The 24676-nt window shown below is 41.1% G+C and carries 21 protein-coding genes; 11 read left to right on the top strand and 10 right to left on the bottom strand.

The window, feature by feature from the left end:
• Positions 1-137: 137 nt before the first annotated feature.
• From F902_RS19465 to F902_RS19455, 3 genes are all read left to right on the top strand, one after another.
• Entirely contained in the window at positions 138-1235 is a 1098-nt protein-coding gene (locus F902_RS19465) for an agmatine deiminase family protein (RefSeq protein ID WP_005206113.1), read from the top strand.
• Positions 1236-1318: 83 nt separating this feature from the next.
• Positions 1319-1861, top strand: a complete 543-nt coding sequence (locus F902_RS19460; RefSeq protein WP_005206111.1) for an AAA family ATPase — start codon at positions 1319-1321, stop codon at positions 1859-1861.
• On the top strand, positions 1858-2334 hold the full coding sequence (locus tag F902_RS19455; RefSeq protein ID WP_005206110.1) for an NUDIX hydrolase: 477 nt from the start codon (positions 1858-1860) through the stop codon (positions 2332-2334). Before F902_RS19460 ends, F902_RS19455 begins: the two co-directional genes overlap by 4 nt.
• Here the strand turns inward: F902_RS19455 and F902_RS19450 are convergent.
• Both F902_RS19450 and F902_RS19445 read right to left on the bottom strand, forming a co-directional pair.
• Positions 2295-2774: a GNAT family N-acetyltransferase gene (locus F902_RS19450; protein WP_005206109.1), complete on the bottom strand. Its 480-nt coding sequence runs from the start codon at positions 2772-2774 to the stop codon at positions 2295-2297. The two genes, F902_RS19455 and F902_RS19450, sit on opposite strands and share 40 nt — an antisense overlap.
• Positions 2775-2868: 94 nt before the next feature.
• On the bottom strand, positions 2869-3882 hold the full coding sequence (locus F902_RS19445) for an AraC family transcriptional regulator (RefSeq protein ID WP_004652394.1): 1014 nt from the start codon (positions 3880-3882) through the stop codon (positions 2869-2871).
• A gap of 213 nt (positions 3883-4095) precedes the next feature.
• On the opposite strand from F902_RS19445, the gene F902_RS19440 reads away from it, so the two are divergent.
• The 5 genes from F902_RS19440 (at position 4096) to F902_RS19420 (ending at position 11486) form a co-directional block, all read left to right on the top strand.
• Positions 4096-5214 (top strand): CaiB/BaiF CoA transferase family protein, encoded by a 1119-nt coding sequence (locus F902_RS19440; RefSeq protein WP_005206108.1) that lies wholly within the window; start codon positions 4096-4098, stop codon positions 5212-5214.
• Positions 5215-5358: 144 nt separating this feature from the next.
• Entirely contained in the window at positions 5359-6582 is a 1224-nt protein-coding gene (locus F902_RS19435; protein WP_171061108.1) for a carbohydrate porin, read from the top strand.
• A 144-nt stretch (positions 6583-6726) separates the two neighbouring features.
• Positions 6727-9123 carry a glucose/quinate/shikimate family membrane-bound PQQ-dependent dehydrogenase gene (locus F902_RS19430; RefSeq protein ID WP_004652391.1) on the top strand — a complete coding sequence of 799 codons (2397 nt, stop codon included), beginning with the start codon at positions 6727-6729 and terminating at the stop codon, positions 9121-9123.
• 241 nt (positions 9124-9364) lie between these two features.
• A complete protein-coding gene (locus F902_RS19425; protein ID WP_005206107.1) occupies positions 9365-11008 on the top strand; it encodes a nitrite/sulfite reductase in 1644 nt (547 codons plus the stop codon).
• Positions 11001-11486 (top strand): DUF934 domain-containing protein, encoded by a 486-nt coding sequence (locus tag F902_RS19420; protein WP_005206106.1) that lies wholly within the window; start codon positions 11001-11003, stop codon positions 11484-11486. Before F902_RS19425 ends, F902_RS19420 begins: the two co-directional genes overlap by 8 nt.
• Positions 11487-11554: 68 nt before the next feature.
• Here the strand turns inward: F902_RS19420 and F902_RS19415 are convergent, their stop codons facing one another.
• The 3 genes from F902_RS19415 to F902_RS19405 all read right to left on the bottom strand — a co-directional run bounded on the left by F902_RS19415 (position 11555) and on the right by F902_RS19405 (position 13929).
• Complete coding sequence (locus F902_RS19415) at positions 11555-11998, bottom strand: VOC family protein (protein WP_005206105.1); 444 nt, start codon at positions 11996-11998, stop codon at positions 11555-11557.
• 129 nt (positions 11999-12127) lie between these two features.
• On the bottom strand, positions 12128-13303 hold the full coding sequence (locus F902_RS19410) for a thiolase family protein (protein WP_004802873.1): 1176 nt from the start codon (positions 13301-13303) through the stop codon (positions 12128-12130).
• A gap of 110 nt (positions 13304-13413) precedes the next feature.
• A complete protein-coding gene (locus F902_RS19405; RefSeq protein WP_005206104.1) occupies positions 13414-13929 on the bottom strand; it encodes a GspH/FimT family pseudopilin in 516 nt (171 codons plus the stop codon).
• Between the two features lie 365 nt (positions 13930-14294).
• Between F902_RS19405 and omp38 (F902_RS19400) the strand changes: the two genes are divergently transcribed.
• Together omp38 (F902_RS19400) and omp38 (F902_RS19395) are read left to right on the top strand one after the other, a co-directional pair.
• Positions 14295-15311, top strand: coding sequence for an outer membrane protein Omp38 (gene omp38, locus F902_RS19400; protein WP_005206103.1), 1017 nt, complete (start codon positions 14295-14297; stop codon positions 15309-15311).
• 458 nt (positions 15312-15769) lie between these two features.
• Positions 15770-16870: an outer membrane protein Omp38 gene (omp38, locus tag F902_RS19395; RefSeq protein ID WP_004802880.1), complete on the top strand. Its 1101-nt coding sequence runs from the start codon at positions 15770-15772 to the stop codon at positions 16868-16870.
• Positions 16871-17000: 130 nt separating this feature from the next.
• On the opposite strand, the gene F902_RS22750 is transcribed toward omp38 (F902_RS19395), so the two are convergent.
• The 5 genes from F902_RS22750 to F902_RS19375 form a co-directional block, all read right to left on the bottom strand.
• The gene (locus F902_RS22750) at positions 17001-17159 is read right to left on the bottom strand and encodes a hypothetical protein (protein WP_005206101.1); all 159 of its coding nucleotides are present in this window, start codon (positions 17157-17159) and stop codon (positions 17001-17003) included.
• A gap of 4 nt (positions 17160-17163) precedes the next feature.
• Complete coding sequence (locus tag F902_RS19390) at positions 17164-18369, bottom strand: RtcB family protein (protein ID WP_005206092.1); 1206 nt, start codon at positions 18367-18369, stop codon at positions 17164-17166.
• Between the two features lie 252 nt (positions 18370-18621).
• Positions 18622-20079, bottom strand: a complete 1458-nt coding sequence (locus tag F902_RS19385; protein ID WP_005206090.1) for an amino acid permease — start codon at positions 20077-20079, stop codon at positions 18622-18624.
• Between the two features lie 18 nt (positions 20080-20097).
• Positions 20098-21114: a class I SAM-dependent methyltransferase gene (locus tag F902_RS19380; protein WP_005206089.1), complete on the bottom strand. Its 1017-nt coding sequence runs from the start codon at positions 21112-21114 to the stop codon at positions 20098-20100.
• A 62-nt stretch (positions 21115-21176) separates the two neighbouring features.
• Entirely contained in the window at positions 21177-22535 is a 1359-nt protein-coding gene (locus F902_RS19375) for a uracil-xanthine permease family protein (RefSeq protein WP_017402214.1), read from the bottom strand.
• Between the two features lie 176 nt (positions 22536-22711).
• Between F902_RS19375 and typA the strand changes: the two genes are divergently transcribed.
• The gene (gene typA / locus F902_RS19370; RefSeq protein WP_017402215.1) at positions 22712-24547 is read left to right on the top strand and encodes a translational GTPase TypA; all 1836 of its coding nucleotides are present in this window, start codon (positions 22712-22714) and stop codon (positions 24545-24547) included.
• The last annotated feature ends 129 nt before the right edge of the window (positions 24548-24676 follow it).

Raw genomic sequence — 24676 nt, 5'->3', positions numbered from 1 at the left:
GATGCTTTTCGCCAATTTGATAGGTTGCGTGAGTAATCAAGCCAAGCGTTAAATTTGGTATTTTTCTGCATGTCTTGTGACATCTTCGATTAGACTAGCATTTGGAAATGATTGATAGAAAAGATGGGCGAAAGCACATGATAAAACTAAAGCGTCACTATGCTGCCATGGCATTGATCTTGTCACTTTTTGGATGTGATTCATCTGGACGGAATATTGAAAATAACAAAGCAATCGAGGATAAAAACAAGGTGAGCCAAACCTATTCAAATCAAGCTGCTGATGACAAAATGCTATTGGTGTTGTCTGCACCTTCTGTACATGATCCGTATTACAAATCTGCTTTTCAACGAATTGTAGATTTTCAGATTGATTATGCAAAATCAATTTTGGGTAATGACAATGTCGTGATTTTGGTGGATGAGGATACCAAGCCTTATTTCACGGGCAAAGTGCCTGAAGATATTTTACTGGTGGATGATGTCCGTGATATCTGGATGCGCGACTTTACTACGGTTAATCCAATGCAGCCTGTGCAATTTACCTATACTTGGGCCTCGATGACCAAGAAACAAAGTAAAGATGTGCAAAAAAGTTTCAGTCAGTTTGCTGATCGTTATAAAATTCAAAGAGCTAAAACTGATTTGATGATTGATGGTGGTAACCTTGTTGATGATTATGCGGGTCGTGTCATTACCACTACACGTTTTATGGAAGATAATGAGCTTAGCTATAACGAGGCCAAACAAGAGTTAAAGGCTACGTTGGGTGCAACCGAAGTTGCCATCTTAGAACCAGATGAAGAAGTGCTGGCACATTCAGATGGCATGGTCAGTTGGGTGGATAAAAATACTTTGCTTGTGAATGACTATTCAAAAACACCATCATTTAGAACAACCGTAATGAAGGAGTTAAAAGCATCATTTCCAACTGCAAAAATTGTGGAAGTGCCTGTTGAATATAAGACCAATCCCAAAGGGCAATGGGAAGGTTTTGAGTCAGCATGTGGTGTGAATTTAAATGCCACGGTCACACATCACAATATTTATGTGCCAACCTTTAATATGCCGCATGATCAAAAAGCATTAACGATCATCAAGCAGAATACCAGTAAGAAAGTCATTCCTGTAAATGCTGAAAGTGTTTGTCCAATGGGCGGTAGCGTGCGTTGCCTCACTTGGCAGGTGACAGGGGACAATGCTGTGAAACTTATTCAAGCGGCGAGAGATAAGTAATTGATTTATAACTTGCATCGGCTGGTTCACAAGCCGATGCAAGTTGTTTAAACTCACATGCCGTTTTATTGTGCTAATAACAAATGAAGTTTATTAATATTATTGGTACGACAGGTTCAGGTAAATCGACGTTTGCCCGACAGTTGGTGCAAAAACAACAATTAAAATATATCGAACTTGATAATTTACTTTGGCTGGATGATTGGCAAGAATTGACAAATGAAGCCTTGTTTTTGAAGCTGAAAATCTCAATGAAAAATGCTGCGACAGGGTGGGTCATTGATGGTCTTTATACCCGCACTATTCCAATGATGATGGAGAAAGTAGATACCGTCATCTGGTTAGATTATTCCTTTCACATCAATTTATATCGTTTGACCAAGCGTACATTCGGGCGTGTGATCAGTCGGAAAAAGTTATGGGAAGATTCAAATAATCGGGAAAGTTTAAAATTGATGCTGTCCAAAGAATCTATTTTTATCTGGCTAATTAAATCCTATCCAAAAAACCGAAAAAAATACTTAGCTTTGATGCAAGACCCTGACTATCAGCATATCCGGTTTATTCGTTTAACCTCTCCACAACAAGCAGAAAAATTTTTAGAACAGATTAAGGCCATGCAATGACGTCTATTCGAGCAAAAGCGTTATGCCTATTTCGTCATAATGATAAGGTGTTACTTGCAAAAGCGTATGATCCCAACAAGGATGAATATTTTTTCAGACCCATCGGTGGTGGTATCGAGTTTGGGGAAACATCTATTCAGGCAATTGAAAGAGAGGTCTTGGAAGAAATTCAGCAGCAGCTGACACAGCCTAAACTTATCTGCGTCATGGAAAATCTATTTAGCTTTGATGGGCAGCAAGGCCATGAAATTGTGTTTGTATATGATGCTGAATTTGTAGACTCGTATATATATCAGCGACACCACATACAGGGTTGTGAACCCAATGGACATAGTTATATCGCACAGTGGCTGAGTCGAGAACAAATCGCACTCACTCAATATCCTGTTTATCCAAAAGGCATTGAGCAATGGCTATTCAATGCGAGATCATCTCAAGTTGAGTTTATGGACTCATTCGATAAATCTAAATGAAAGAATTGGTTATAAGGTGATTCGGTATATTCTGCGAAAGCTGCGCCTTCAACAAAGCCAAATTTTTTATAAAGTTTGATTGCTGCATCAAAATGAACGTCTTTTCCTGTTTCTAAACTGACTTTTTGATAGTGACGTTGCTGGGCAAGTTCTAGTAAGTATTCCAGTAGCTGTGCTGCGACCCCTTGACGCAAATGGGCAGGATGAGTCCGCATAGATTTGATTTCTGCATGGTCGGGTGTCAGTTCTTGGATTGCGCCACAGCCCAGTAACTCATCATCGTTCCACAGGGTATAGACGCTAATAGAATCTTTTTGCAGACTGCTGAGGTCTAATGCAAAACTATGTTCAAGTGGGGTATTTTGATGCAGGCTATGCAAGTGGATATAAATCAAATTTTGTACTTGTGGGTGAGAAAAGTCAGCTTTTTTAATGGTCATTGTTATTCAAGCAAATCGTAGGGGGCTGCTTGATTATTAGCATATTTAAAATGCAGTGTTCAACTATATAAAGTTGAACACTGCATTGTCGTTATTAGTTGTGATGACCATGCAACTGACGATATAAACCAGGAGTCACACCTGTCCATTTCTTAAAGGCACGGTGGAAAGTACTGGTTTCACTAAAGCCGACTTGTTGCGCTACATCTTCAAGGGTGAGATTTGGAGTCAACAATAAATGAATTGCAGCATCACGACGCAAGGCATCTTTAACCCCTTGATAGCTTTTGCCTTCCGCAGCCAAACGACGACGTAAGGTTTGTGGTGATAAATATAACATTGCTGCGACATCGTTGAGCGTTGGCATTTCTTCACCAATCTGACTCTTCAATACATCACGAATACGCGAAGTCAACGAGTTGGTATTTTTGAATTTCACTAACAACTGGGCAGGTGCTGCTTTCAAGAATTCTTCTAAAGTCTTTTCATCTTGACGGATTGGGAGATCCAAATAATCTGCAGCAAAGGTAATTTCGGTACGTGGTGCATCGAATTGCATCACGGGCGCAAAGAACAATGCATCGTATTCATCAGCATGGTTTGGACGCTCATAACCAAAATGAACACGTTCTAAAGGGAGACGGCGTTCAATCAACCATGATGCTAGACCATGCCAGATCATCAGCATGCTTTCAGTAATGAAGTGATCAGGGTCTAAAGCTTTAGGAATGTGGGGGACTAAACGTGCTTCATGCTTGTCACGTTCCAAGCTAACGGACCATTCATCTCCAAACAGTTTGTAGAATTGAGAGGAAAGTTCGAGTGCTTGTCCAAGAGTTTTGGAATGGATGATTAATTGACACATGATTGCGAATGTACCCAAGCGACGTGGCTGTACATCGAAACCCACGTGTTCATCTTGGGTGACCATCCATAACATTTTTACAAAACGGGTGTACTGTTCAGGAGAGATTCGAGCCTTTGGTTGGCGAAGCAGTTCAGCCTCTATGCCGACATGTGAAAGTAACGTTTCAACGTCCATGCCTAGGCGTTTAACACCTGTTAAAGCCGCATTCACGAAGTGGATGCTGATCGTATCACGGCTCATATTGAATCCTTCAGTTTCTTTACTATTCACGATAATTGACCTAAATAACCGTCTAAAATATCAAATTGGGCAATTGACAAGAAAAATAATTGCGCTCTGTGTACATGTTAAATTGCCGAAACTATCAAGGTAAATGGCTGAACATGACATTGTTTTTGTGTTTATCCATACCTAGTATAAAAGAAAATTTGAACAAATTGAGTAAAAATTATTATGCCATCTGCACTAAAGGGATTGAAAGTCCTCGATTTTTCGACTTTATTACCAGGGCCATTTGCCAGTATGTACCTTGCCGACATGGGTGCAGAAGTTATCCATGTGGAATCACCGACTCGTCCAGACCTTGTACGGATTATGCCACCCTATGCCAATGGTCAGGCCACTGCGCACAGTTATCTGAATCGGAATAAACAGTCGATTGCACTTGACCTCAAAGATGCAGCCAATATTGAACTGATCAAAAATAAAATCTCTGAGTTCGATATCGTGCTTGAACAGTTCCGTCCAGATGTGATGCGCCGTTTGGGCTTGGACTATGAGACTTTAGCGGAGATTAATCCACGACTTATCTATTGTTCGATTACAGGTTATGGTCAAACAGGGGCTTATAAAGATCGTGCAGGACACGACATTAACTATTTAGCGTTGGCAGGCGTGTCTGGGCATAGTGGTCGTCAAGATGGTGGACCGCCTCCATTGGGCATTCAAATTGCAGATGTGGCAGGTGGTTCTTTGCATGCAGTGATTGGTATTCTTGCTGCGGTGGTCGAGCGTCAACGCAGTGGTCTAGGTCAATATCTTGATATTTCAATGACCGATTGTGTGGCGAGTCTGAATAGTATGGCTGCTTCTGCAAGTCTGGCAGGTAAAACGCCACAAGCACCCGAGGCGGGAATGCTGAATGGTGCAAGCTTCTATGATTATTATCAAACCAAAGATGGTCGCTATTTTTCAGTGGGAAGTTTAGAGCCACAATTTATGACAGGCTTGGCTGCAGCGTTAGAATTACCTGTACTGCTTGTAAAAGGAACATCGTTTGACCCAGAAGATCGTCAAGCGGTAAAGCAAGCCTTGCGGGAAAAGTTTAAAACACAAGACTTTGCAGAATGGCAGCATCTGTTCCAAAGCTTAGATATTTGTGTTGAACCTGTACTCAGTCTGGATGAAGCGTTGGTCTCGCCAATGGCTCAACAAAGAGGCTGGGTGGTTGATGTGCCAGTATCGGAAAATGCATCACAAACTGAGCCACAGTTGGCCTGTCCGATCAAGTTTTCCCGTTCGCAAATGAAGTATGCCTTTATCGGTCAGGGTTTGGGTGAGGGTAAATGGTAGAAAATATGTGCGACTAATCACTGATTGTTAAAATATTGTACAGATTGTTAACATTTTGAATAAGTTGTAATTTAAAAATGAGAGTAACCTTTTATACACAATAACATAAAAGGTTACGTAAACATGACAATCTCTAAGTCTTTGATTGTTTCTTGTTTATCCGTTCTATCATTGAGTCTTTTCACACAACATACTCAAGCAGCATCTTCCGCATTTGACCCAAATGGTCAATGGCTGTTTGGTGATTGGAACGGTCAACGCACTGCGTTGCAAGAACAGGGTTACAAATTTTCTGCTGATTACACAGGTGAATTTGCAGGGGTTTTAGATTCTAAACAATACTCAAGCCACGGCAGTGAATTCACTGGACAATTGGCGTTGGGCACAAACTTCGACCTAAATAAAATTTTAGGTTGGCAAGATACTGAGGCGCAGATCACGGTGACATACCGTGATGGTCAGTCTTTGTCACAAACCGCAGATGGCTTACAAGGTCACCAAAGTTCTGTACAAGAAGTTTGGGGGCGTGGTCAAACGTGGCGTTTAACCGACCTTTGGATCAAAAAGAAATTTTTAGATCAAGCTTTAGATATTAAAGTGGGTCGTTTTGGTGAAGGTGAAGATTTCAACAGTTTTAACTGTGATTTCCAGAACTTATCGCTATGTGGTTCTCAGGTGGGTAACTGGGTTGGTGACCAATGGTACAACTGGCCTGTGAGCCAATGGGCATTGCGTGTCAAATATAACCTACAGCCAGATCTTTATGCACAAATCGGGGCGTATGAATATAACCCTGAGAACTTACAGCGTGGCAAAGGTTTTAACCTAAGTACCGATGGCTCTCGTGGTGCGATTATTCCAGCAGAAGTGGTCTGGAATCCTAAACTGGGTGCACTTGCTTTGCCAGGTGAATACCGTTTTGGTTATTACTACAGTACAGCGGATGCCGCAGAAATCGAGAATCCTGCCAAGACTGGACATAAACAAGGCGGTTGGTTTACTGCGAAACAACAGTTGACTCGTCATGATGGTCAGTCAGATCGTGGTTTAACTGGCTTTGTCAATGTCACAGTGCATGATTCTAAAACCAATGCCATTAAAGACATGCAAAATGTTGGATTGGTCTATAAAGGTTTGTTGGATCAACGTCCTCAAGATGAAATTGCCTTAGGTGTTGCTCGTATTCACGCTAATGACAAAAACAATAGTCTATTGGATGAAGAATATAACACTGAGTTGTATTACGGCATTCATGCCACCAACTGGCTCACCATCCGTCCAAATATTCAATATGTCCACCATGTCGGTGCATTGAAGGATGGGGATAAGACCTGGGTGGGCGGTATTAAGTTCCAAACCATTTTCTAATTTTGATACTCGAGCAATTTTGCAGACGCAGTTCATACGATGGGCGATATCTGCAAAGTTCTTGTTGTGATTTGAACTCGACCATAAAAAGAGACTTTTCTTGCTTTTTATGGATCTAAAATATAAAAGATGCAAGGTGATCTTATGAATCAATCTGCTTCAAAATCTGGGCTTAGAACTTTGACGGTGGTGATTATCGCCCTCATTGCATTGTTCTTGCTCGTTGGCGGTATCTGGCTCGCAGCAATTGGCGGGTCTTTTTATTATGTGATTGCGGGCGTGCTGTTGCTCATTGTAGCAGTACAACTTTATAAACGTGCCTCAGGTCCTTTATGGGTTTATGCGGCATTGATGTTAGGTAGTGTGGTTTGGGGTGTATGGGAAGTTGGGACCGACTTCTGGGCACTGGCACCACGTCTTGATATCCTTGGCATCTTAGGTTTGTGGTTACTCATTCCAGCGGTGACGCGTGGGATTGATAACCTCACTTCAAGTAAAGTGGCATTGTCATCGACTTTAGCCATTGCAATTGTGGTGATGGTGTACTCGATCTTTAATGATCCACAAGAAATTAATGGTGTGATTCAAACGCCACAGCCAGCACAAGCGAAAGCCGTGGATGGTATTGCCCCTGAAGATTGGCCTGCATATGGTCGTAGTCAGGGCGGTGAACGTTATTCTCCATTGACACAGATCAACGATAAAAACGTCAAAGATCTCAAAGTGGCTTGGACATTACGTACTGGTGATTTCCGAACTGAAAATGATTCGGGTGAAACCACCAACCAAGTAACACCAATCAAGATCGGCAATAACATGTTTATGTGTACACCACATCAACATTTAATTTCGATTGACCCTGCGACAGGTAAGGAAAAATGGCGTTTTGATCCTAAGCTCAAAACCGATAAAACCTTCCAGCATTTAACTTGTCGTGGTGTGATGTACTACGATGCTGCCAATACCACTGAATTTGCAACCAGTTTACAGGCGAAAAAGTCGACCTCAACCGAGTGTCCGCGTAAAGTCTTTGTTCCTGTAAATGATGGTCGTTTAGTGGCAGTTAATGCAGATACAGGTAAAGCATGTTCTGACTTTGGTCAAAATGGTGAAGTGAATTTACAAGAATTCATGCCATATGCATATCCAGGTGGTTATAACCCAACATCTCCGGGTGTGGTTTCTGGTACCACTGTAGTGATTGCAGGTTCTGTAACAGATAACCATTCGAATAAAGAGCCATCAGGTGTGATTCGTGGTTATGACGTGAACACAGGTAAATTATTGTGGGTATTTGATACAGGCGCAGCTGATCCAAATGCAATGCCAGGTCAAGACACTCAGTTTGTTCATAATTCACCAAATGCATGGGCGCCACTTGCCTATGACTCAAAACTAGATATCGTCTATGTCCCAACAGGTGTGGGTACACCAGATATCTGGGGTGGAGACCGTACTGAGTTGAAAGAGCGTTATGCGAACTCAATGCTGGCGATCAATGCTACGACAGGTAAACTGGTATGGCATTTCCAAACCACACATCATGATTTGTGGGATATGGACGTACCATCACAACCGTCATTGGCTGATATTCAAGATAAATCTGGTCAAACGGTTCCAGCGATTTATGTATTGACTAAAACAGGCAATGCCTTTGTTTTAGATCGTCGTAATGGTCAGCCGATTGTACCAATTACCGAGAAACCTGTTCCGCAAACTGTGAAATGGGGACCACAAACCAAAGGTGAGTTCTACTCAAAAACTCAACCATTCTCTGACTTTGATTTAGCACCGAAAGATAAATTGACTGATAAAGATATGTGGGGTGCCACCATGTTTGATCAGTTGATGTGTCGTGTGAAATTTAAACGTCTGAATTACGATGGTATCTATACACCACCTTCTGAAAATGGAACTTTGGTATTTCCTGGAAACTTAGGTGTGTTTGAATGGGGCGGTATGTCAGTGAATGCTGATCGTCAGGTTGCAGTCATGAACCCGATTGGCTTGCCATTCGTAAGTCGTCTAATTCCTGCAGATCCAAACCGTCAACCTGTGGCACGTGGTGCTGGTACTGAACAGGGTATGCAACCGATGTATGGTACGCCATATGGTGTTGATATCAGCCCGTTCCTATCTCCATTGGGTTTACCATGTAAACAACCAGGTTGGGGCTTTGTTGCAGGTGTGGACTTGAAAACTCATGAAGTGGTATGGAAAAAACGTATTGGTACCATTCGTGACAGCTTGCCAACCTTATTCCAGTTACCACCAGTGAAAATTGGTGTACCTGGTTTAGGCGGCTCGATTTCGACTGCGGGTAATGTGATGTTTGTCGGTGCAACCCAAGATAACTACATTCGTGCATTCAATGTTTCAAATGGCGATAAGTTATGGGAAGCACGTTTACCTGCAGGTGGGCAAGCAACCCCAATGACTTATGAAGCCAATGGCAAACAATATGTGGTGATTATGGCCGGTGGACATGGTTCATTCGGTACCAAAATGGGTGATTATCTCGTTGCGTATGCTTTACCTTAAATCCCTCCCAACCTCCCTTTATGAAAGGGAGGAGTTCTCTAATTTAATCCTTGCGCCACTATAATCGTGGCTCAGGGTGAGGGGAGATTAAAAGTCCAGATTTATCTGGGCTTTTTCTTTTTGTGGCAATTAGATAGGCTTATCAATAAAACCGTTATTAAATATGCAAAAAAAGCATTTTGTTGATGAATAAAAGCTCGCTATGCTAGTCGCCTTTATAATGAATGACTAGCCATACGCCATGTATTTATATACGGATTTCGATCAACAACTGATTAACCAACGTGTTGCTCAGTTTCGCGATCAAACAGAACGCTATTTAGCTGGAAAATTAACAGAAGACGAATATCGTCCATTACGTTTGCAAAATGGTCTGTACGTGCAACGTTATGCACCTATGCTCCGTATCGCTGTGCCGTATGGCTTGATGAATACCAAACAACTCAGAAAAATTGCTGAAATTGCGACAGAGTACGATCGTGGTTATGCGCACGTTTCAACCCGTCAAAATATTCAGTTGAACTGGCCTGCATTGGAAAATGTACCTGACATTCTAGCTGAGCTAGCAACGGTACAAATGCACGCCGTACAAACTTCAGGTAACTGTATCCGTAATACCACCACTGACCAGTTTGCAGGTGTGGTTGCAGGTGAGATTGCCGACCCACGTCCGACCTGTGAATTGATTCGTCAGTGGAGTACCTTCCACCCTGAATTTGCTTTCTTACCACGTAAGTTCAAAATCGCGGTATCGGCTTTAGCAGAAAAAGACCGTGCTGCCACTGCATTCCACGACATCGGTGTTTATCTGGTTCGTAATGATGCAGGTGAGATGGGTTATAAAATCATGGTCGGTGGTGGTCTGGGCCGTACCCCGATTATTGGTAGCGTGATCCGTGAGTTTTTACCACGTGAAGATTTAATTGCTTATTTAGAAGCGACATTGCGTGTTTATAATTTACATGGCCGTCGTGATAACAAATATAAAGCGCGTATCAAAATTTTGGTGAAAGCTTTGACACCAGAAGTGTTTGCACAAAAAGTGGAAGCTGAATTTGAGCACACGCGTGAAACATTGAAGATTCAACCTGAAATCTTGAAAAAATTAGATGAAGAATTTACCCCATTTAATTATCAAGATTTAGAAGATGAGGACTTCACCGACTTATTCGCTGCACATCCAAAATTCAAACAGTGGTTTAACGTCAATACCAATGCACATAAAGTGAAAGGTTATCGTATCGTTACGATTTCTTTGAAGCGTGCAGGTATTGCACCGGGTGATGTCACCAGCGAAGAAATGAACTTAATTGCGGATTTGGCCGATAAATATACTTTCGGTGAGTTCCGTACCACGCACGAACAGAACATTTCATTGGTCGATGTGCCGCAGAAAGATCTATTTGAATTGTGGCAAACGCTTGAACACAGCGACATGGCACGTGCACATATTGGTTTTATTACCGATATTATTTGCTGCCCAGGCGGTGACTTCTGTTCATTGGCAAATGCCAAATCGATTCCAATTTCAGAAGCGATCAGTCGTCGTTTTGACGACTTAGACACCATTTATAATCTGGGTGAACTTGATCTGAACATTTCGGGTTGTATGAATGCCTGTGGTCATCACCATGTCGGTAACATCGGTATTTTAGGTGTAGATAAGAAAGGTGCTGAGTTCTATCAAATCACTTTAGGTGGTCATGCAGATCATGATGCATCACTTGGTGATATCTTAGGGCCTTCTTTTGCCGCTGAAGTCGTACCAGATGTGATTGATGAAATCTTGAATACTTACCTTGACTTACGTACAGAAGGTGAGCGTTTTATCGATACCTATCGCCGTGTTGGGATTCAACCATTTAAGGAGCGTGCTTATGCTTAATACAACGCTACAAGTGCTCTCTAAAGATGGCACAATTGCAGACAATACTTATCAAGTCATTGCTGAAGATGGAGCGATTCCACAAGGTGATGTGGTTGTAACAGCTGAACAGTTGGATCAATTGGCAAAGGTGCAAGGCAAAAAGGCGCTTTACATTACGGTGAATGATTCACCTGAAACCCATCAATTTCCATTGAATGAGCTAGATGCCATTTTTATTGAATTTGCTGGTTTTAATGATGGCCGTGGTTATTCATTCGCTGCCTTATTGCGTCGCCAAGGGTATCAAGGTGAATTACGTGCAGTCGGTGATATATTTAAGGATGTTTTAAACTATTTAAAACGTTCTGGCTTTGATACTTTTGTCGTCAAAGAAGGGAAAGATATTCATGAAGCTGCTGCAGGGCTTCAAGATTTTACCAATCCTTATCAAGCATCGACTGCTGTACCACAAGCAAGCTATCAAACTGGCGCATAAGCAGATTGAAAGAAAAAAGCTGAACCTTGGTTCAGCTTTTTTTGCTTTAATTGCTAAGTTCACAATGATTATTCATCTAACTGACAATTGATCATCCATTTAATTCCAAACTGATCAGTGAATGCGCCATAGAGCGCACCCCAGAAGGTTTTTTCTAAGGGCATCTCAATTTGGCCATTTGCAGACAAGGCATTGAATAATCGTTGTGCTTCGTCTTGTTCATCAGGATCAAGATTAATTGAAATATAGTGGTTGTTACCTTGGGTAAATACGCTATTTTGAGCGCAGAATTGATCATTAACATCTGAAGCCATCAATACGGTAAATTCATTGATGGGTAGGGAAACATGTAAAACCAAGTTCTTATCCGCTTCTGAAAGGCTGACGCCTTCAGTAGGTGGCATATCGCTATAACGGCTGAGCATGGCAAATTCACCACCAAACACAGATTTATAAAAATTGAATGCTTGTTCTGTTTGTCCTTTAAAATTTAGATAATGATTAAGTTGCATGTTGTACTCCTTGTTGTTTTTTTATACACAGCATAACTTATCGGGAATTTAACAATGGGTGCATTATTTTTTGTAATCCAAAAAATAAAAATCCTGCATCAAGCAGGATTTTTATTGCATTCAAAGGGCTTAGATTAATTCAATCGCAACCGCAGTCGCTTCACCACCACCGATACATAGGGCTGCAACGCCTTTCTTACCGCCAGTACGTTTAAGCGCGTGAATTAATGTCAGGATGATACGCGAGCCTGTAGAGCCAACAGGGTGACCCAATGCACATGCACCGCCATTGATATTGACTTTTTCAGCATCTAATTTGAAGTCATCGATTGGGCACATGGTCACCATGGCGAATGCTTCGTTGATTTCCCATAGGTCTACGTCTTGCGCATCCCAGCCAGCTTTTTTCAATACTTTTTCGATTGCACCGACAGGGGCAATGGTAAATTCAGAAGGATGTTGAGAGTTAGAAGCAGTTGCCAGAATTTTTGCCAAAGGTTGTAAACCACGTTGTGCCGCAACTTCACTTGAGGTTAATACCAATGCTGATGCACCATCAGAAATTGAACTTGCGTTCGCAGCAGTAATCGTACCATCTTTTGCAAATGCTGGTTTTAATGATGGGATTTTATCGATTTTTGCACTTAATGGTTGTTCGTCTTGATCAACAACCACATCACCTTTACGGGTAGAAACTGTTACAGGAACGATTTCATCTTTGAAGTAACCTTCAGTAATCGCCTTTTGTGCACGCTGCAAAGAACGGATGGCAAAGTCATCCATCTGTTCACGGGTATAGCTACGTTTATTCGCCATATCTTGGGCAAATGAACCCATTAAACGACCAGTTTCAGCATCCTCCAAACCATCAAGGAACATATGATCCTTAATTTCACCATGACCCATACGGTAGCCAGCACGTGCTTTGGGTAATACATATGGTGCATTGGTCATTGATTCCATACCACCTGCAACCACGATCTCTGCACTCCCTGCTTTAATCATATCTGCTGCTTGCATCACTGCTTTCATGCCAGAACCACACAGTTTGTTAATGGTCACTGCACCGGTAGAGTCTGGTAAGCCCGCTTTACGCATTGCTTGGCGCGCAGGGCCTTGTTTTAAGCCTGCAGGTAAAACACAACCCATGATTACTTCTTCTACATCAGTCGGTTGCAGGCCAGAACGGGCAATTGCTTCTTTAATGGTAACTGCACCTAATTCTGGCGCTGTAACACCAGATAATGCACCTTGGAAGCCGCCCATTGCTGTACGAGCGCCATTAACGATTACGATATCAGTCATGATGTGTCTCCACACTTATAATTTATAAAAATGTTCCAAACTTAAGCAGTATAGTAAAAAAAGGATCGGAATAAAGGGTTTTACTTATTTTAGGCTAGACTGAGGAGTTTTTAGCAACTTGATAACTTTTCAAAGCGAATATTGCCCATCCGACTTAAAACAATCTTCGTATGGTGCTGAGGGGATTCAGAGCAGTAGACAAAGCTGCCATTGGAGGCAAAGGGAAGGCCGTTCTCAGCTTGAAAAACAAGAGAGTTGGGGCTTCGTCCAAAAGACCTAAAGTTGAGGTAACCATATTTATGGTTCAAAGGAACGCTAAAGAGGAGAGTCTCATTCTGATCACGTTGGTTGTTTCGATTAATATCAATAAATCCGATAAAACCTTTATTCCAATTTGTGTCACAGTTCTCAAAATTTGAACTTGGGCACAGCATCACATTTTTATGATGAAGTTGTGCATCCGTTTTTGCTTTTTGTATATGAATTGTGAGGATTCTTTTAAGGTAGTTTACTTCAGCAGAGATCATCATTTCACGAAAATGGGGGATTGCAACAGTAATCAAAATTGTCAGAATTCCAAGGGTGATGACTAATTCAATCAAAGTAAAGCCAAATGGTTTAAACATATTCTACCTATCTATTTTTATTAATTTTTTTATTAACAGTGTGTTAAATGAAAACTTAATTTTGCTAGTGAGTATTTCTAAAAAAAAAATTAAGATATACTAAAGCACAAGTTTCCGAACAATAATTCAATCAGATACCCGATGGGAATTGAAAATTTACTGAACTACAACGGAAATTGTAAGAAATTTTGTCAATAATTTATGAGGTTAAAGTTATCAAGCACTTGGAAAATTCATCAAGTGTTTGTATGATTCAAAGTGAAGTGAATAGCTGAAAAAATAATACTGTAGAACACCTGTGTTCTCAGGACGAAAAATCATAGGCTGAGCTTACACAAAACAATTGTTATCTCTGGAGGATATCCATGAAATTGAGTCGTATTGCACTTGCTATGCTTGTTGCTGCTCCTTTAGCTGCTGCGAATGCGGGCATAACTGTAACTCCATTATTGGTTGGTTATAGCTGGCAAGACAGTAAGCATAATAATGACAACCTAACAACTCATGCTGAGTTGCAGGATGATTTATTTGTTGGTGCTGCATTAGGCGTTGAATTAACACCTTGGTTAGGTTTTGAAGTTGAATATAACCAAGTGAAAGGTGATCTTGACGGTACTGGCGTAGCTAATGCTGAATATAAACAACAAACAGTTGCTGGTAATTTCTATGCAACTTCTGACCTAATCACTAAAAACTATGACAGCAAAATTAAGCCGTACGTATTATTAGGTGCTGGTCAAACTAAAACTGATTTTGATGGTATCTATGAAGTTAAGAAAGATACTATTGGTAATGCTGGTTTAGGTGCTTTCTGGCGTTTAAACGATGCTTTATCACTTCGTACAGAAGCTCGTGGTACTTACGACTTTGATGAGAAGTATTGGAGATATACAGCACTTGCTGGCTTAAACGTAGTTCTTGGTGGTCACTTGAAACCTGCTGCTGCAGTAGTAGAAGTTACTCCAGTTGCTCCAACTCCAGTTGCTCCACAGCCACAAGAGTTGACTGAAGATCTTAACATGGAACTTCGCGTATTCTTCGATACGAACAAGTCTGACATCAAGCCGCAATATAAGTCTGAAATTGCTAAAGTTGCAGAGAAGTTAGCTGAATACCCGAATGCGACTGCTCGTATTGAAGGTCACACAGATAACACTGGTCCACGTAAGTTGAACGAACGTTTATCTTTAGCGCGTGCTAACTCTGTTAAGTCTGCACTTGTAAATGAATACAACGTGAATGCAACTCGTTTGACAACTCAAGGTTTCGCTTGGGATCAACCGATTGCTGACAACAAAACTAAAGAAGGTCGTGCTATGAACCGTCGCGTATTCGCTGCGATCACTGGTAGCCGTACTGTTCTTGTACAACCTGGTCAATAAGCTCAATAATTTGAGTTTATGAACTAAAAAAAAGCGACTCGTTAGAGTCGCTTTTTTTTATGTATATATAGGTTTTTGTAGCATTGATGTAAAACTAAAACATAAGGATTCAAAACTAGAATAATCTTGCCTTAACTTTGGATACATTGTGGGAATTATTTAGTTTTATTGAAAAGATTTTGATACCTTGTTAAAATTTTGATTAAAAAGTGATAAGCTCTCACAGCTTTATTAGATGTTGTTAAAATAGAATTTTCTAGATTTTTGGGAGAGAAATAAGTGGTTTTTTCAGTGGCTGCTAACTAAATGTTGTCAAATACTTGGAAAATTGATCAGGTATTTGTATGATTCAACATAAAGTGAATGACTGAAAAAGATACAATAAGATTATTTCTCAGTATTCAAAAACTATTAGAGTTTAGAGAACAAACAATTTTTTGTTTTTTGGAGGATATTCCATGAAAATGAGTCGTATTGCACTTGCTATGCTTGTTGCTGCTCCTTTAGCTGCTGCGAATGCGGGTGTAACAGTCACTCCATTAATGCTTGGTTATCACTGGTACCCTGAGAATGCTCAGGACAAAATGCGTGATACTTTAACAGATCGTGATCCGCAGGGTCGTGGTGATGCTGGAAGCTTAAAAAATGGCGTTGCGTTACAGAGTGATTTACTTGTTGGTGCTGCAATTGGTGTTGAGTTAACTCCTTGGTTACAAGCAGAGATTGAATATCAACAAACAAAAGCTGACGCAGCTCGTAATGAGAAAACTAACTTTAATGGTCAGCCGTGGGATGCTAAGCAACAAACTTTAAGTTTGAATGCAATTGCTACTGCTGATGTGTTTACTGGTAATTATGACAGTAAAATCAAGCCGTATGCTTTATTAGGTGTTGGTCATTCTAAAATTACAGTAGATAACCCAGGTTGGGATCGTCGTTCATATGACACAATCAGCAACTTAGGTGGTGGTGTGTTATGGCAAGTAAACGATGCTTTAACACTTCGTACAGAAGGTCGTGCAGTTTATAACTACGACAATAAGTGGTGGGAAGGTCAAGCCTTGGCAGCACTTCAAGTTGTTGTTGGTGGCCACTTGAAACCTGCTGCTGCTCCAGTGGTGGAAGTTGCTCCAGTTGAACCAACTCCAGTTGCTCCGCAACCACAAGAGTTGACTGAAGATCTTAACATGGAACTTCGTGTCTTCTTTGATACGAACAAATCTGTTATCAAACCACAATACAAAACTGAAATCGCTAAAGTTGCTGAGAAGTTAGCTGAGTTCCCGAATGCGACTGCTCGTATTGAAGGTCACACAGATAACACTGGTCCACGTAAGTTGAACGAACGTTTATCTTTAGCACGTGCTAACTCTGTTAAGTCTGCACTTGTAAATGAATACAACGTGAATGCAACTCGTTTGACAACTCAAGGTTTCGCTTGGGATCAACCGATTGCTGACAACAAAACTAAAGAAGGTCGTGCTATGAACCGTCGCGTATTCGCTGCGATTTCTGGTAGCCGTACTGTTTTAGTACAACCAGGTCAACAAGCTCAGTAATTTGAGTTTATGAACTGAAAAAAGCGACTCGTCAGAGTCGCTTTTTTTATATGAGGGATTTAAGTAATAAAGCATTGGGATTCTCCTTTTTGTTTAATGGGGTTAAGGTATTTCAATCACTATCAATTATTTACCATATCTCTTTTTTTAACTGCTGCTTAGTATTTTGTCTTTCACGACGATGTTGTGCTCGAGGCTTCTCGGTTTCATGAACTCCACCTTTGTGTAATAAAGGTGAAAGCGCTACAGGGTTACGGACCTTAATTTTTGGCATTTCTTTGAGTTTCATTTGATTATCCTTTGATACATAAAATTTGTTTAAGGGTATGCACAATTTCAATCAAGTCTGATTGGTTTGCCATGACTTGATCAATATCTTTATAAGCAGCCGGAATTTCATCAATCACCGCACTGTCCTTTCGGCATTCGATGCCTTGGGTCTGCTGAATCAAGTCATCTTGGCTAAACAGCAGTTTTGCCTTGCTGCGGCTCATTTTTCGTCCTGCACCATGTGAACATGAACAGAAGGACTCAGGATTCGCTTTACCTTTAACGATATAAGAACGAGCTCCCATTGAACCTGGAATGATGCCTAATTCATCTTGGCCCGCTCGAATTGCCCCCTTACGTGTGATTAAGAGATCCTCACCAAAATGAGTTTCTTGACTGACGTAATTATGGTGGCAATTAATCGCTTCTTTGGTCATTTGAAAAGGGGGGAGTAATGGTCGAATTGCCTCTAAAATCAGACGCATCATTTCACGTCGATTTTCAAACGCATATTCTTGTGCCCACTCAACGGCTTCCACATAATCATTAAAGCTATTTGAACCTTCCGCAAAATAACTCAAATCTTTATCTGGTACATGTCCAAATCGATGCTGAGCTTCTTTCTTTGCCAGTTCGATGAAGTAGGTTCCAATGACATTGCCTAAGCCACGGCTGCCTGAATGTAGCATCACCCAGACATCCTGATTTTCATCAAGGCAGAGTTCGATAAAGTGATTACCACCACCTAAAGTTCCCAGTTGTTTCTGCCAAGTGGCATCAAACTTTCTTAACATTCGAATCAAGCCAGAATGTTTTTTAATGATGGGTTGTAAGCGTTTTTCAAGTGGGATGATACTCGAAGCTTTTGCTTTCACCTGTTTGTGTAATTCAAAGCCTACAGGGACTTTGCGTTCGATTGCATGACGTAGCGGTGCAAGGTTGTCTGGAAGCTGTGTAGCTTTTAGATTGAGCCTTATTGCGTTCATTCCACAACCAATATCAACACCTACAGCGGCAGGAATGATGGCGTGTTTGGTCGGAATGACGCTGCCTACGGTAGCACCTTTACCCACATGTACATCAGGCATCACGGCAATATGTGAATAAACAAATTGCAGTTGTGCCATTTTTTTCAGTTGTTCAATACTTTCACTATCAATATCGTTGGTGAAGATTTTCACCGGAACGCCATATTGAGCATCTGCATTGAGTATTTTTTGTATGCCCATTTTCTTGTCTCGGGATATTTTAATTTTTCGTCCGAATAGGCATAAAAAAACCTAGCGAATGCTAGGTTGAATAGAGCATTCGGACAAGTGATCAATAGATTTGTACACTTGTCCGTGAGTCGACAGTGCCAAACCTTATTGTGTAGTTCCTTGTGGTAATGGCATGTCGTCCTCCTATCATATGGTGCCGTTGAAAATATGAGCGAGATTTTACTCATATTTTCAATTGGGTCAAGTAAAAAAGCGGTTTTTTTATTCGCCTTCTTTCACATTCATATCTTTATATGCAATCAGTTTAGTCTTGTGTTTCCACTTATAACCCAGCCAAATCGCTAAGAATAATGGAATACTAATATAGGTTGAAATTAAACCTAACCAGTCAATTTTTCCGCCAAGTAAAGCTTGGTAGTTTTGACCTAAAATGATGATTGAACAAAGAATAAATGCAAACCAAGGTGCAAATGGGAAGAATTTGGCACGGTAAGCCAGATCTTCAACTTTATAACCCTGAGCAATATAGCCTTTACGGAAGCGGTAGTGTGAAATCGCAATACCTAGCCAGACAATGAAGCCACACATCCCAGACATGTTGAGTAACCAGTTGAAGACTTGTTTCTCGCCAATAAAGGTGGTTAGGAAGCACAGTGCAGCAACCGCAGTGGTCGCATAGAGTGCATTCATTGGTACGCCACGGCCATCTAGTCTTGAGAACCACTTAGGTGCACGACCTTGTTTTGCCATATCAAATAACATACGGGTAGAAGAATACATGCCCGAGTTACCAGCAGATAAGATCGCACTCAGAATAACCGCATTCATCAAACTTGCTGCAAAGGCAAAGCCTGCTTTTTCATACAATAAGGTGAATGGTGAGAGGGCAATATCTTCACTTTGCGCTGCTTTTAATAGCAGTGGATCATCATAGCTGACCAATGTACCGATGATGAAAATACAAAGGATATAGAACAGTAAAATACGCCAGAAGATTTGTTTAATTGCCAATGGAATGGTCTTTTTAGGATCTTTCGATTCACCTGCGGCAACCCCAACCATTTCAGTTCCCTGAAAGGAGAATCCAGCAATCATGGCCACACCGATTAAGGCTTGCAAACCACCCACAAAAGGCGCTTCTTTATAAGTCCAGTGCTGAAATACCGATACATTGGGTGTCATCATGATTTTAAAAATCATCCAGATACCAATAATGATAAACACGATAATCGCGATCACTTTGATCAAAGAGAATAAGAATTCACTTTCACCAAACCCTTTGACTGTTAAGGCGTTAATACCAAAAATAATGGCAAGGAAAATGGCACTCCAGTAGAACCCCGGAATATCGGGGAACCAAAACTTCATGATGAACTGGACGGCAACCAATTCAAAGGCAACCGTAATCGCCCAGTTATACCAATAGTTCCAACCCAAGGCAAAACCAAAGCCATCTTCGACATAGCGGCTACCATAGGTAAAGAATGCACCAGACGTTGGATTGTGTGTGGCTAACTCACCTAAGCTGGTCATCAAGAAATAAATCATGATACCGATGAGGGCATAGGCCAATAACGCACCACCTGGACCTGCAGTGGCAATGGTTGAACCTGAAGCAAGGAATAAGCCTGTGCCGATCGATCCACCAATGGCAATCATGTTCAGGTGGCGAGCCCCGAGCTTGCGCTGAAGGTGTTGAGGAGCAGATGTATCGCTCATAAAAATTCCTTAAAATGTTTATTTTGCACAGGCATATAACACCTTGAATCCTTGTTGATCGGCTTTCACCAGACATTCACCAAAGCTTTGTTCAATGATAGGAGGGTAGTTTAGAAAACGATTTGCTACGATCCATAATTCACCTGAATTTTTCAGATGTCTTTTCGCACGTTGGCAAAGTTCCTCACTCGTATCGTAATTGGTATGAATTCCCTGATGAAAAGGCGGATTGCTGACGATCGCATCTAAATCATTCGGTGCATCTACAAAACCAGTGACAGCTTGGAGATTTAACTGAGTTAAATTCAGACCATTTCGTTGAAAAGTCATCTCAGTAGACCGTAATGCAAATGCATCAACATCAAGTGCAAAAATTTGCCGATTCGAATCTAGTTTGGCCAAATAGGCACTAATAATTCCAGCGCCACAACCAAAGTCGGCAATCTTACCTGATTTTACTTGACTAAGGTAAGGGACTAATACAGCTGTTCCGACATCTAAATGATCTTGACTAAATACACCAGGCAAGGCACAGATATTTAACTGTTCTTGATCTATTTGAACTGTATAAGTTTTTAACCAGTGTTCAAGTGGTTTTAACTGCTCTGTTCTTTCGATCTTCATTTGCCAAAGTTGGCAGTGACGTGCACTGTCAAGTTTTAGTGTTTTGCCATATTGCAATAATTGTTTTGCTGCCCGCTCAACGCCCCCTTTTTTTTCACCAACCAGAAAAATATTTTGATCAAGTTTTAAATGGCTAACCACAACGTGCAGAATATAATTCAGGAGTTCTTTAGACTTTGGAACGAAAATAACAACCTGATCAAACTGTGCTTGTGGGAATTCCACGGAAAAATGAGAGCGAATTCCAGAGCTGATAAAACCTTGATGATCAGCATAATTCCAAGTCCATACTGAGGCTTGGACTTTATTGGGTAAATTTTTGGCGAGTTGATCATTTGGGGCATTAATCAGTAAAACTTGCCCGCTTAAATAATCTTGCTGTCTGATGACAACTTCACTACGTGGATCCATTTTGATCTCTCATCAAAAACAAAGCCCAGTCGTGAAACTGGGCACTTGTCATGGTTGGATGATTATTTATGTGTTTCAGGTAAAACAATATTTAAAATTAGGGCCGCGATACCACCTGTTGCGACACCAGAACTGAAAATATTTTTAAATAGTTCAGGTAGATGCTCAAGAATCTGGGGTACTTGTGCAACACCGAGTCCGAGTGCGAGCGAAATTGCAATAATCAGCAAAGCGCGACGGTCGAGGTGAATACTGGAAAGAATATTGATACCAGAAGCCGCAACAGCCCCAAACATCACCATCACAGCGCCACCAAGTACCGCTTGCGGTACGGCTTGAATCACGGCAGCAACAGCAGGGAATAAGCCTAAAATAACTAGGAGTACGGCAATCCAAATCCCGACATAACGACTTGCCACACCAGTCAATTGAATCACGCCATTGTTTTGGGCAAATACAGAACTTGGGAAGGTATTGAAGATACCAGCTAGGAAAGAGTTGGCACCGTTGACGAGTACGCCACCTTTAATCCGTTGCATCCAGATTGGGCCATCGACCGGCTGATTAGATATTTTACTGGTCGCAGTAACATCACCAATCGCTTCGAGAGAAGTAACTAAATAGATGAATGCCATTGGAATGAACAAACTCCATGAGAAGCTGAGTCCAAAATGCATCGGTGTTGGAATTTGAATTAAAGGTGCATCATTGAGTACTGAAAAGTTTAAATGGCCCATGAATCCAGCAAGAATATAGCCAATCACCAGTGCGATTAAAATTGCTGAACTTTTTACCCAAATAATTTTGATACGATTTAATAGAATAATAATGCCAAGCACGGTGCATGACATAATTAGGTTATCTGCATTGGCAAAGGTGTTGTCCTGCATTGCGGTATAACCACCGCCCATGCTAATCAAGCCTTCTTTAATCAAAGTAAGACCAATCAACAGCACCACAATACCAGTGACTAACGGCGTAATCAGCTTTTTTACCCATGGCAAAATTCGAGAAACGCCCATTTCAATAAATGAACCCGCAATCACAACACCAAAAATGGCTGCCATGACTTGCTCAACAGGTGTACCCGCAGCAACCATTGCACTCCCAATACCAATAATTGGGCCGATAAAGTTAAAACTTGTACCTTGGACAATGAGGAGTCCAGCACCAAATGGACCAACCTTTTTACACTGTAAAAAGGTTGCAATTCCTGAAATGATTAAAGACATCGAAAGGATCATGTTGGTGTCTTCGCGAGAGACGCCAAGTGCTAAACAAATCAGTAAACCAGGGGTGACAATCGGGACTAAAATCGCCAAAAGATGCTGTAGAGCGGCTAAAAATGCAACAAAAGGTTTCGGTCGATCATTGAGTCCGTAGACCAGATCAAGCTGCTGCTGAGGTTGTGAATTCGACATGGGAGTATAAAAAGCGAGAGGCATTAGTGGAATATTCTAATAGAGTTAGTTCGCTTTACCAACGATTCTATGACACTTCGTCAGAAAAAAAGTGCACTGTCAATAAACTGTCACTACTAAAGTTTAGTATTTTTCTGTATAATTTGCCCTCAAATTTAAAGCGTATCGAATTTTACATGTCAGATATTAAAACTCTCCGTAACATTGCCATTATTGCGCACGTCGATCATGGTAAGACGACTCTAGTCGACAAACTTTTACAACAATCAGGTGCTCTTGGTGATCGCGCAGGCGAGATTGAACGTGTTATGGATTCTAACGCGCTTGAGTCTGAACGTGGTATTACCATTCTTGCAAAAAACACTGCAATCAAATGGTTAGACGCACGTACAAACACCGAATACCGCATTAACATTGTGGACACCCCAGGACACGCCGACTTTGGTGGTGAAGTGGAACGTGTAATGTCGATGGTTGACTGTGTATTGCTTCTTGTAGATTCACAAGAAGGTCCAATGCCACAAACTCGTTTCGTAACGCAAAAAGCGTTCGCGCGTGGTTTGAAGCCAATCGTGATTATCAACAAAGTTGACAAGCCAAGCGCGCGTCCAGATTGGGTAATCGATCAAGTATTTGATTTGTTTGATAACCTTGGTGGTACAGACGAACAGTTAGACTTCCCAATCGTTTATGCTTCAGGCTTACGTGGTGTTGCTGGTCCTTCACCAGAAGAATTAGCGGAAGACATGACACCGTTGTTCCAAACAATTGTAGATATCGTTGAACCACCAGCAGTTGATGTTGATGGTCCATTCCAAATGCAGATTTCATCACTTGACTATAACAGTTTCGTAGGTGTAATCGGTGTTGGTCGTATCCAGCGCGGTTCAGTAAAATTAAACACTCAAGTGACTGTAATTGATAAAGAAGGTAAGACTCGTAACGGTCGTATCTTAAAAATCATGGGTTACCACGGTTTAGAGCGTGTTGATGTAGAATCTGCATCAGCTGGTGACATTATCTGTATTACAGGTATTGATGCATTAAACATTTCTGACACGATTTGTGATCCGAAAAATGTAGAAGCTTTACCGCCATTGTCTGTAGATGAACCAACAGTTTCGATGACGTTCCAAGTAAACAACTCACCATTTGCTGGTAAAGAAGGTAAGTTTGTAACTTCACGTAACATTCGTGAACGTCTTGATCGCGAATTGATTCATAACGTAGCATTACGTGTTGAAGATACTGATAGTCCAGACCGTTTCAAAGTTTCTGGTCGTGGTGAACTTCACCTTTCAGTATTGATCGAAAACATGCGTCGTGAAGGCTTCGAAATGGGCGTATCACGTCCACAAGTAATCATGAAAGAAATCGATGGCGAAAAACAAGAGCCATTTGAAAACGTAACTTTTGACGTTGAAGAACAACACCAAGGTTCTGTAATGGAACAAATGGGCTTCCGTAAAGGTGAGATGACCAATATGGAAGTTGACGGTAAAGGCCGTATCCGTATTGAAGCAACTGTACCTTCACGTGGTTTGATTGGTTTCCGTTCAGAATTCTTAACCATGACTTCTGGTACAGGGATCATGACATCAAGCTTCTCGCATTACGGTCCAGCAAAAGCAGGTACTGTTGCGAAGCGTCAAAACGGTGTGTTGATCTCTATGGTTCAAGGGACTTGCTTGGGCTATGCACTCTTCACACTTCAAGACCGTGGTCGTCTGTTCGCTAAACCACAGTTAGAAGTATATGAAGGTATGATCATCGGTATTAACTCTCGTTCTGATGACATGGTTGTTAACCCAACTAAAGCGAAGCAGTTAACTAACGTTCGTGCATCAGGTACTGATGAAGCTTTGACTTTAACACCTGCAATGGAATACACGCTTGAACAAGCGCTTGAATTCATTGAAGATGATGAATTAGTTGAAGTAACTCCAAAATCGATTCGTATTCGTAAGCGTTACTTAACTGAAAACGAACGTAAGCGTAACCGCGATAAATAATTTTTCTTCACTGAAAAATGACAAAACCGCTAAATTTATTTAGCGGTTTTTTATTGCATAAACCTAAGGGGAGGGACATGCTTAAACACATATTTTTATTAAAATAAAAAGTGTTGTTAAAGTGTGAAA

Origin of the sequence: Acinetobacter higginsii (assembly GCF_000369525.1) — a bacterium.
In the GTDB taxonomy this organism is placed as follows: Bacteria; Pseudomonadota; Gammaproteobacteria; order Pseudomonadales; family Moraxellaceae; genus Acinetobacter; species Acinetobacter higginsii.
The sequence above is the reverse complement of the archived record's forward strand: the minus strand, read 5'-3'. Positions and strand labels throughout refer to the sequence as shown.

What these genes read in the sequence shown, in the direction of transcription:
- F902_RS19465 (WP_005206113.1), top strand. Translation starts at nt 138, where the DNA reads ATGATAAAACTAAAGCGTCACTATGCTGCCATGGCATTGATCTTGTCA.
- F902_RS19460 (WP_005206111.1), top strand. Translation starts at nt 1,319, where the DNA reads ATGAAGTTTATTAATATTATTGGTACGACAGGTTCAGGTAAATCGACG.
- F902_RS19455 (WP_005206110.1), top strand. Translation starts at nt 1,858, where the DNA reads ATGACGTCTATTCGAGCAAAAGCGTTATGCCTATTTCGTCATAATGAT.
- F902_RS19450 (WP_005206109.1), bottom strand. Translation starts at nt 2,774, where the DNA reads ATGACCATTAAAAAAGCTGACTTTTCTCACCCACAAGTACAAAATTTG.
- F902_RS19445 (WP_004652394.1), bottom strand. Translation starts at nt 3,882, where the DNA reads ATGAGCCGTGATACGATCAGCATCCACTTCGTGAATGCGGCTTTAACA.
- F902_RS19440 (WP_005206108.1), top strand. Translation starts at nt 4,096, where the DNA reads ATGCCATCTGCACTAAAGGGATTGAAAGTCCTCGATTTTTCGACTTTA.
- F902_RS19430 (WP_004652391.1), top strand. Translation starts at nt 6,727, where the DNA reads ATGAATCAATCTGCTTCAAAATCTGGGCTTAGAACTTTGACGGTGGTG.
- F902_RS19425 (WP_005206107.1), top strand. Translation starts at nt 9,365, where the DNA reads ATGTATTTATATACGGATTTCGATCAACAACTGATTAACCAACGTGTT.
- F902_RS19420 (WP_005206106.1), top strand. Translation starts at nt 11,001, where the DNA reads ATGCTTAATACAACGCTACAAGTGCTCTCTAAAGATGGCACAATTGCA.
- F902_RS19415 (WP_005206105.1), bottom strand. Translation starts at nt 11,998, where the DNA reads ATGCAACTTAATCATTATCTAAATTTTAAAGGACAAACAGAACAAGCA.
- F902_RS19410 (WP_004802873.1), bottom strand. Translation starts at nt 13,303, where the DNA reads ATGACTGATATCGTAATCGTTAATGGCGCTCGTACAGCAATGGGCGGC.
- F902_RS19405 (WP_005206104.1), bottom strand. Translation starts at nt 13,929, where the DNA reads ATGTTTAAACCATTTGGCTTTACTTTGATTGAATTAGTCATCACCCTT.
- omp38 (WP_005206103.1), top strand. Translation starts at nt 14,295, where the DNA reads ATGAAATTGAGTCGTATTGCACTTGCTATGCTTGTTGCTGCTCCTTTA.
- omp38 (WP_004802880.1), top strand. Translation starts at nt 15,770, where the DNA reads ATGAAAATGAGTCGTATTGCACTTGCTATGCTTGTTGCTGCTCCTTTA.
- F902_RS22750 (WP_005206101.1), bottom strand. Translation starts at nt 17,159, where the DNA reads ATGAAACTCAAAGAAATGCCAAAAATTAAGGTCCGTAACCCTGTAGCG.
- F902_RS19390 (WP_005206092.1), bottom strand. Translation starts at nt 18,369, where the DNA reads ATGGGCATACAAAAAATACTCAATGCAGATGCTCAATATGGCGTTCCG.
- F902_RS19385 (WP_005206090.1), bottom strand. Translation starts at nt 20,079, where the DNA reads ATGAGCGATACATCTGCTCCTCAACACCTTCAGCGCAAGCTCGGGGCT.
- F902_RS19380 (WP_005206089.1), bottom strand. Translation starts at nt 21,114, where the DNA reads ATGGATCCACGTAGTGAAGTTGTCATCAGACAGCAAGATTATTTAAGC.
- F902_RS19375 (WP_017402214.1), bottom strand. Translation starts at nt 22,535, where the DNA reads ATGTCGAATTCACAACCTCAGCAGCAGCTTGATCTGGTCTACGGACTC.
- typA (WP_017402215.1), top strand. Translation starts at nt 22,712, where the DNA reads ATGTCAGATATTAAAACTCTCCGTAACATTGCCATTATTGCGCACGTC.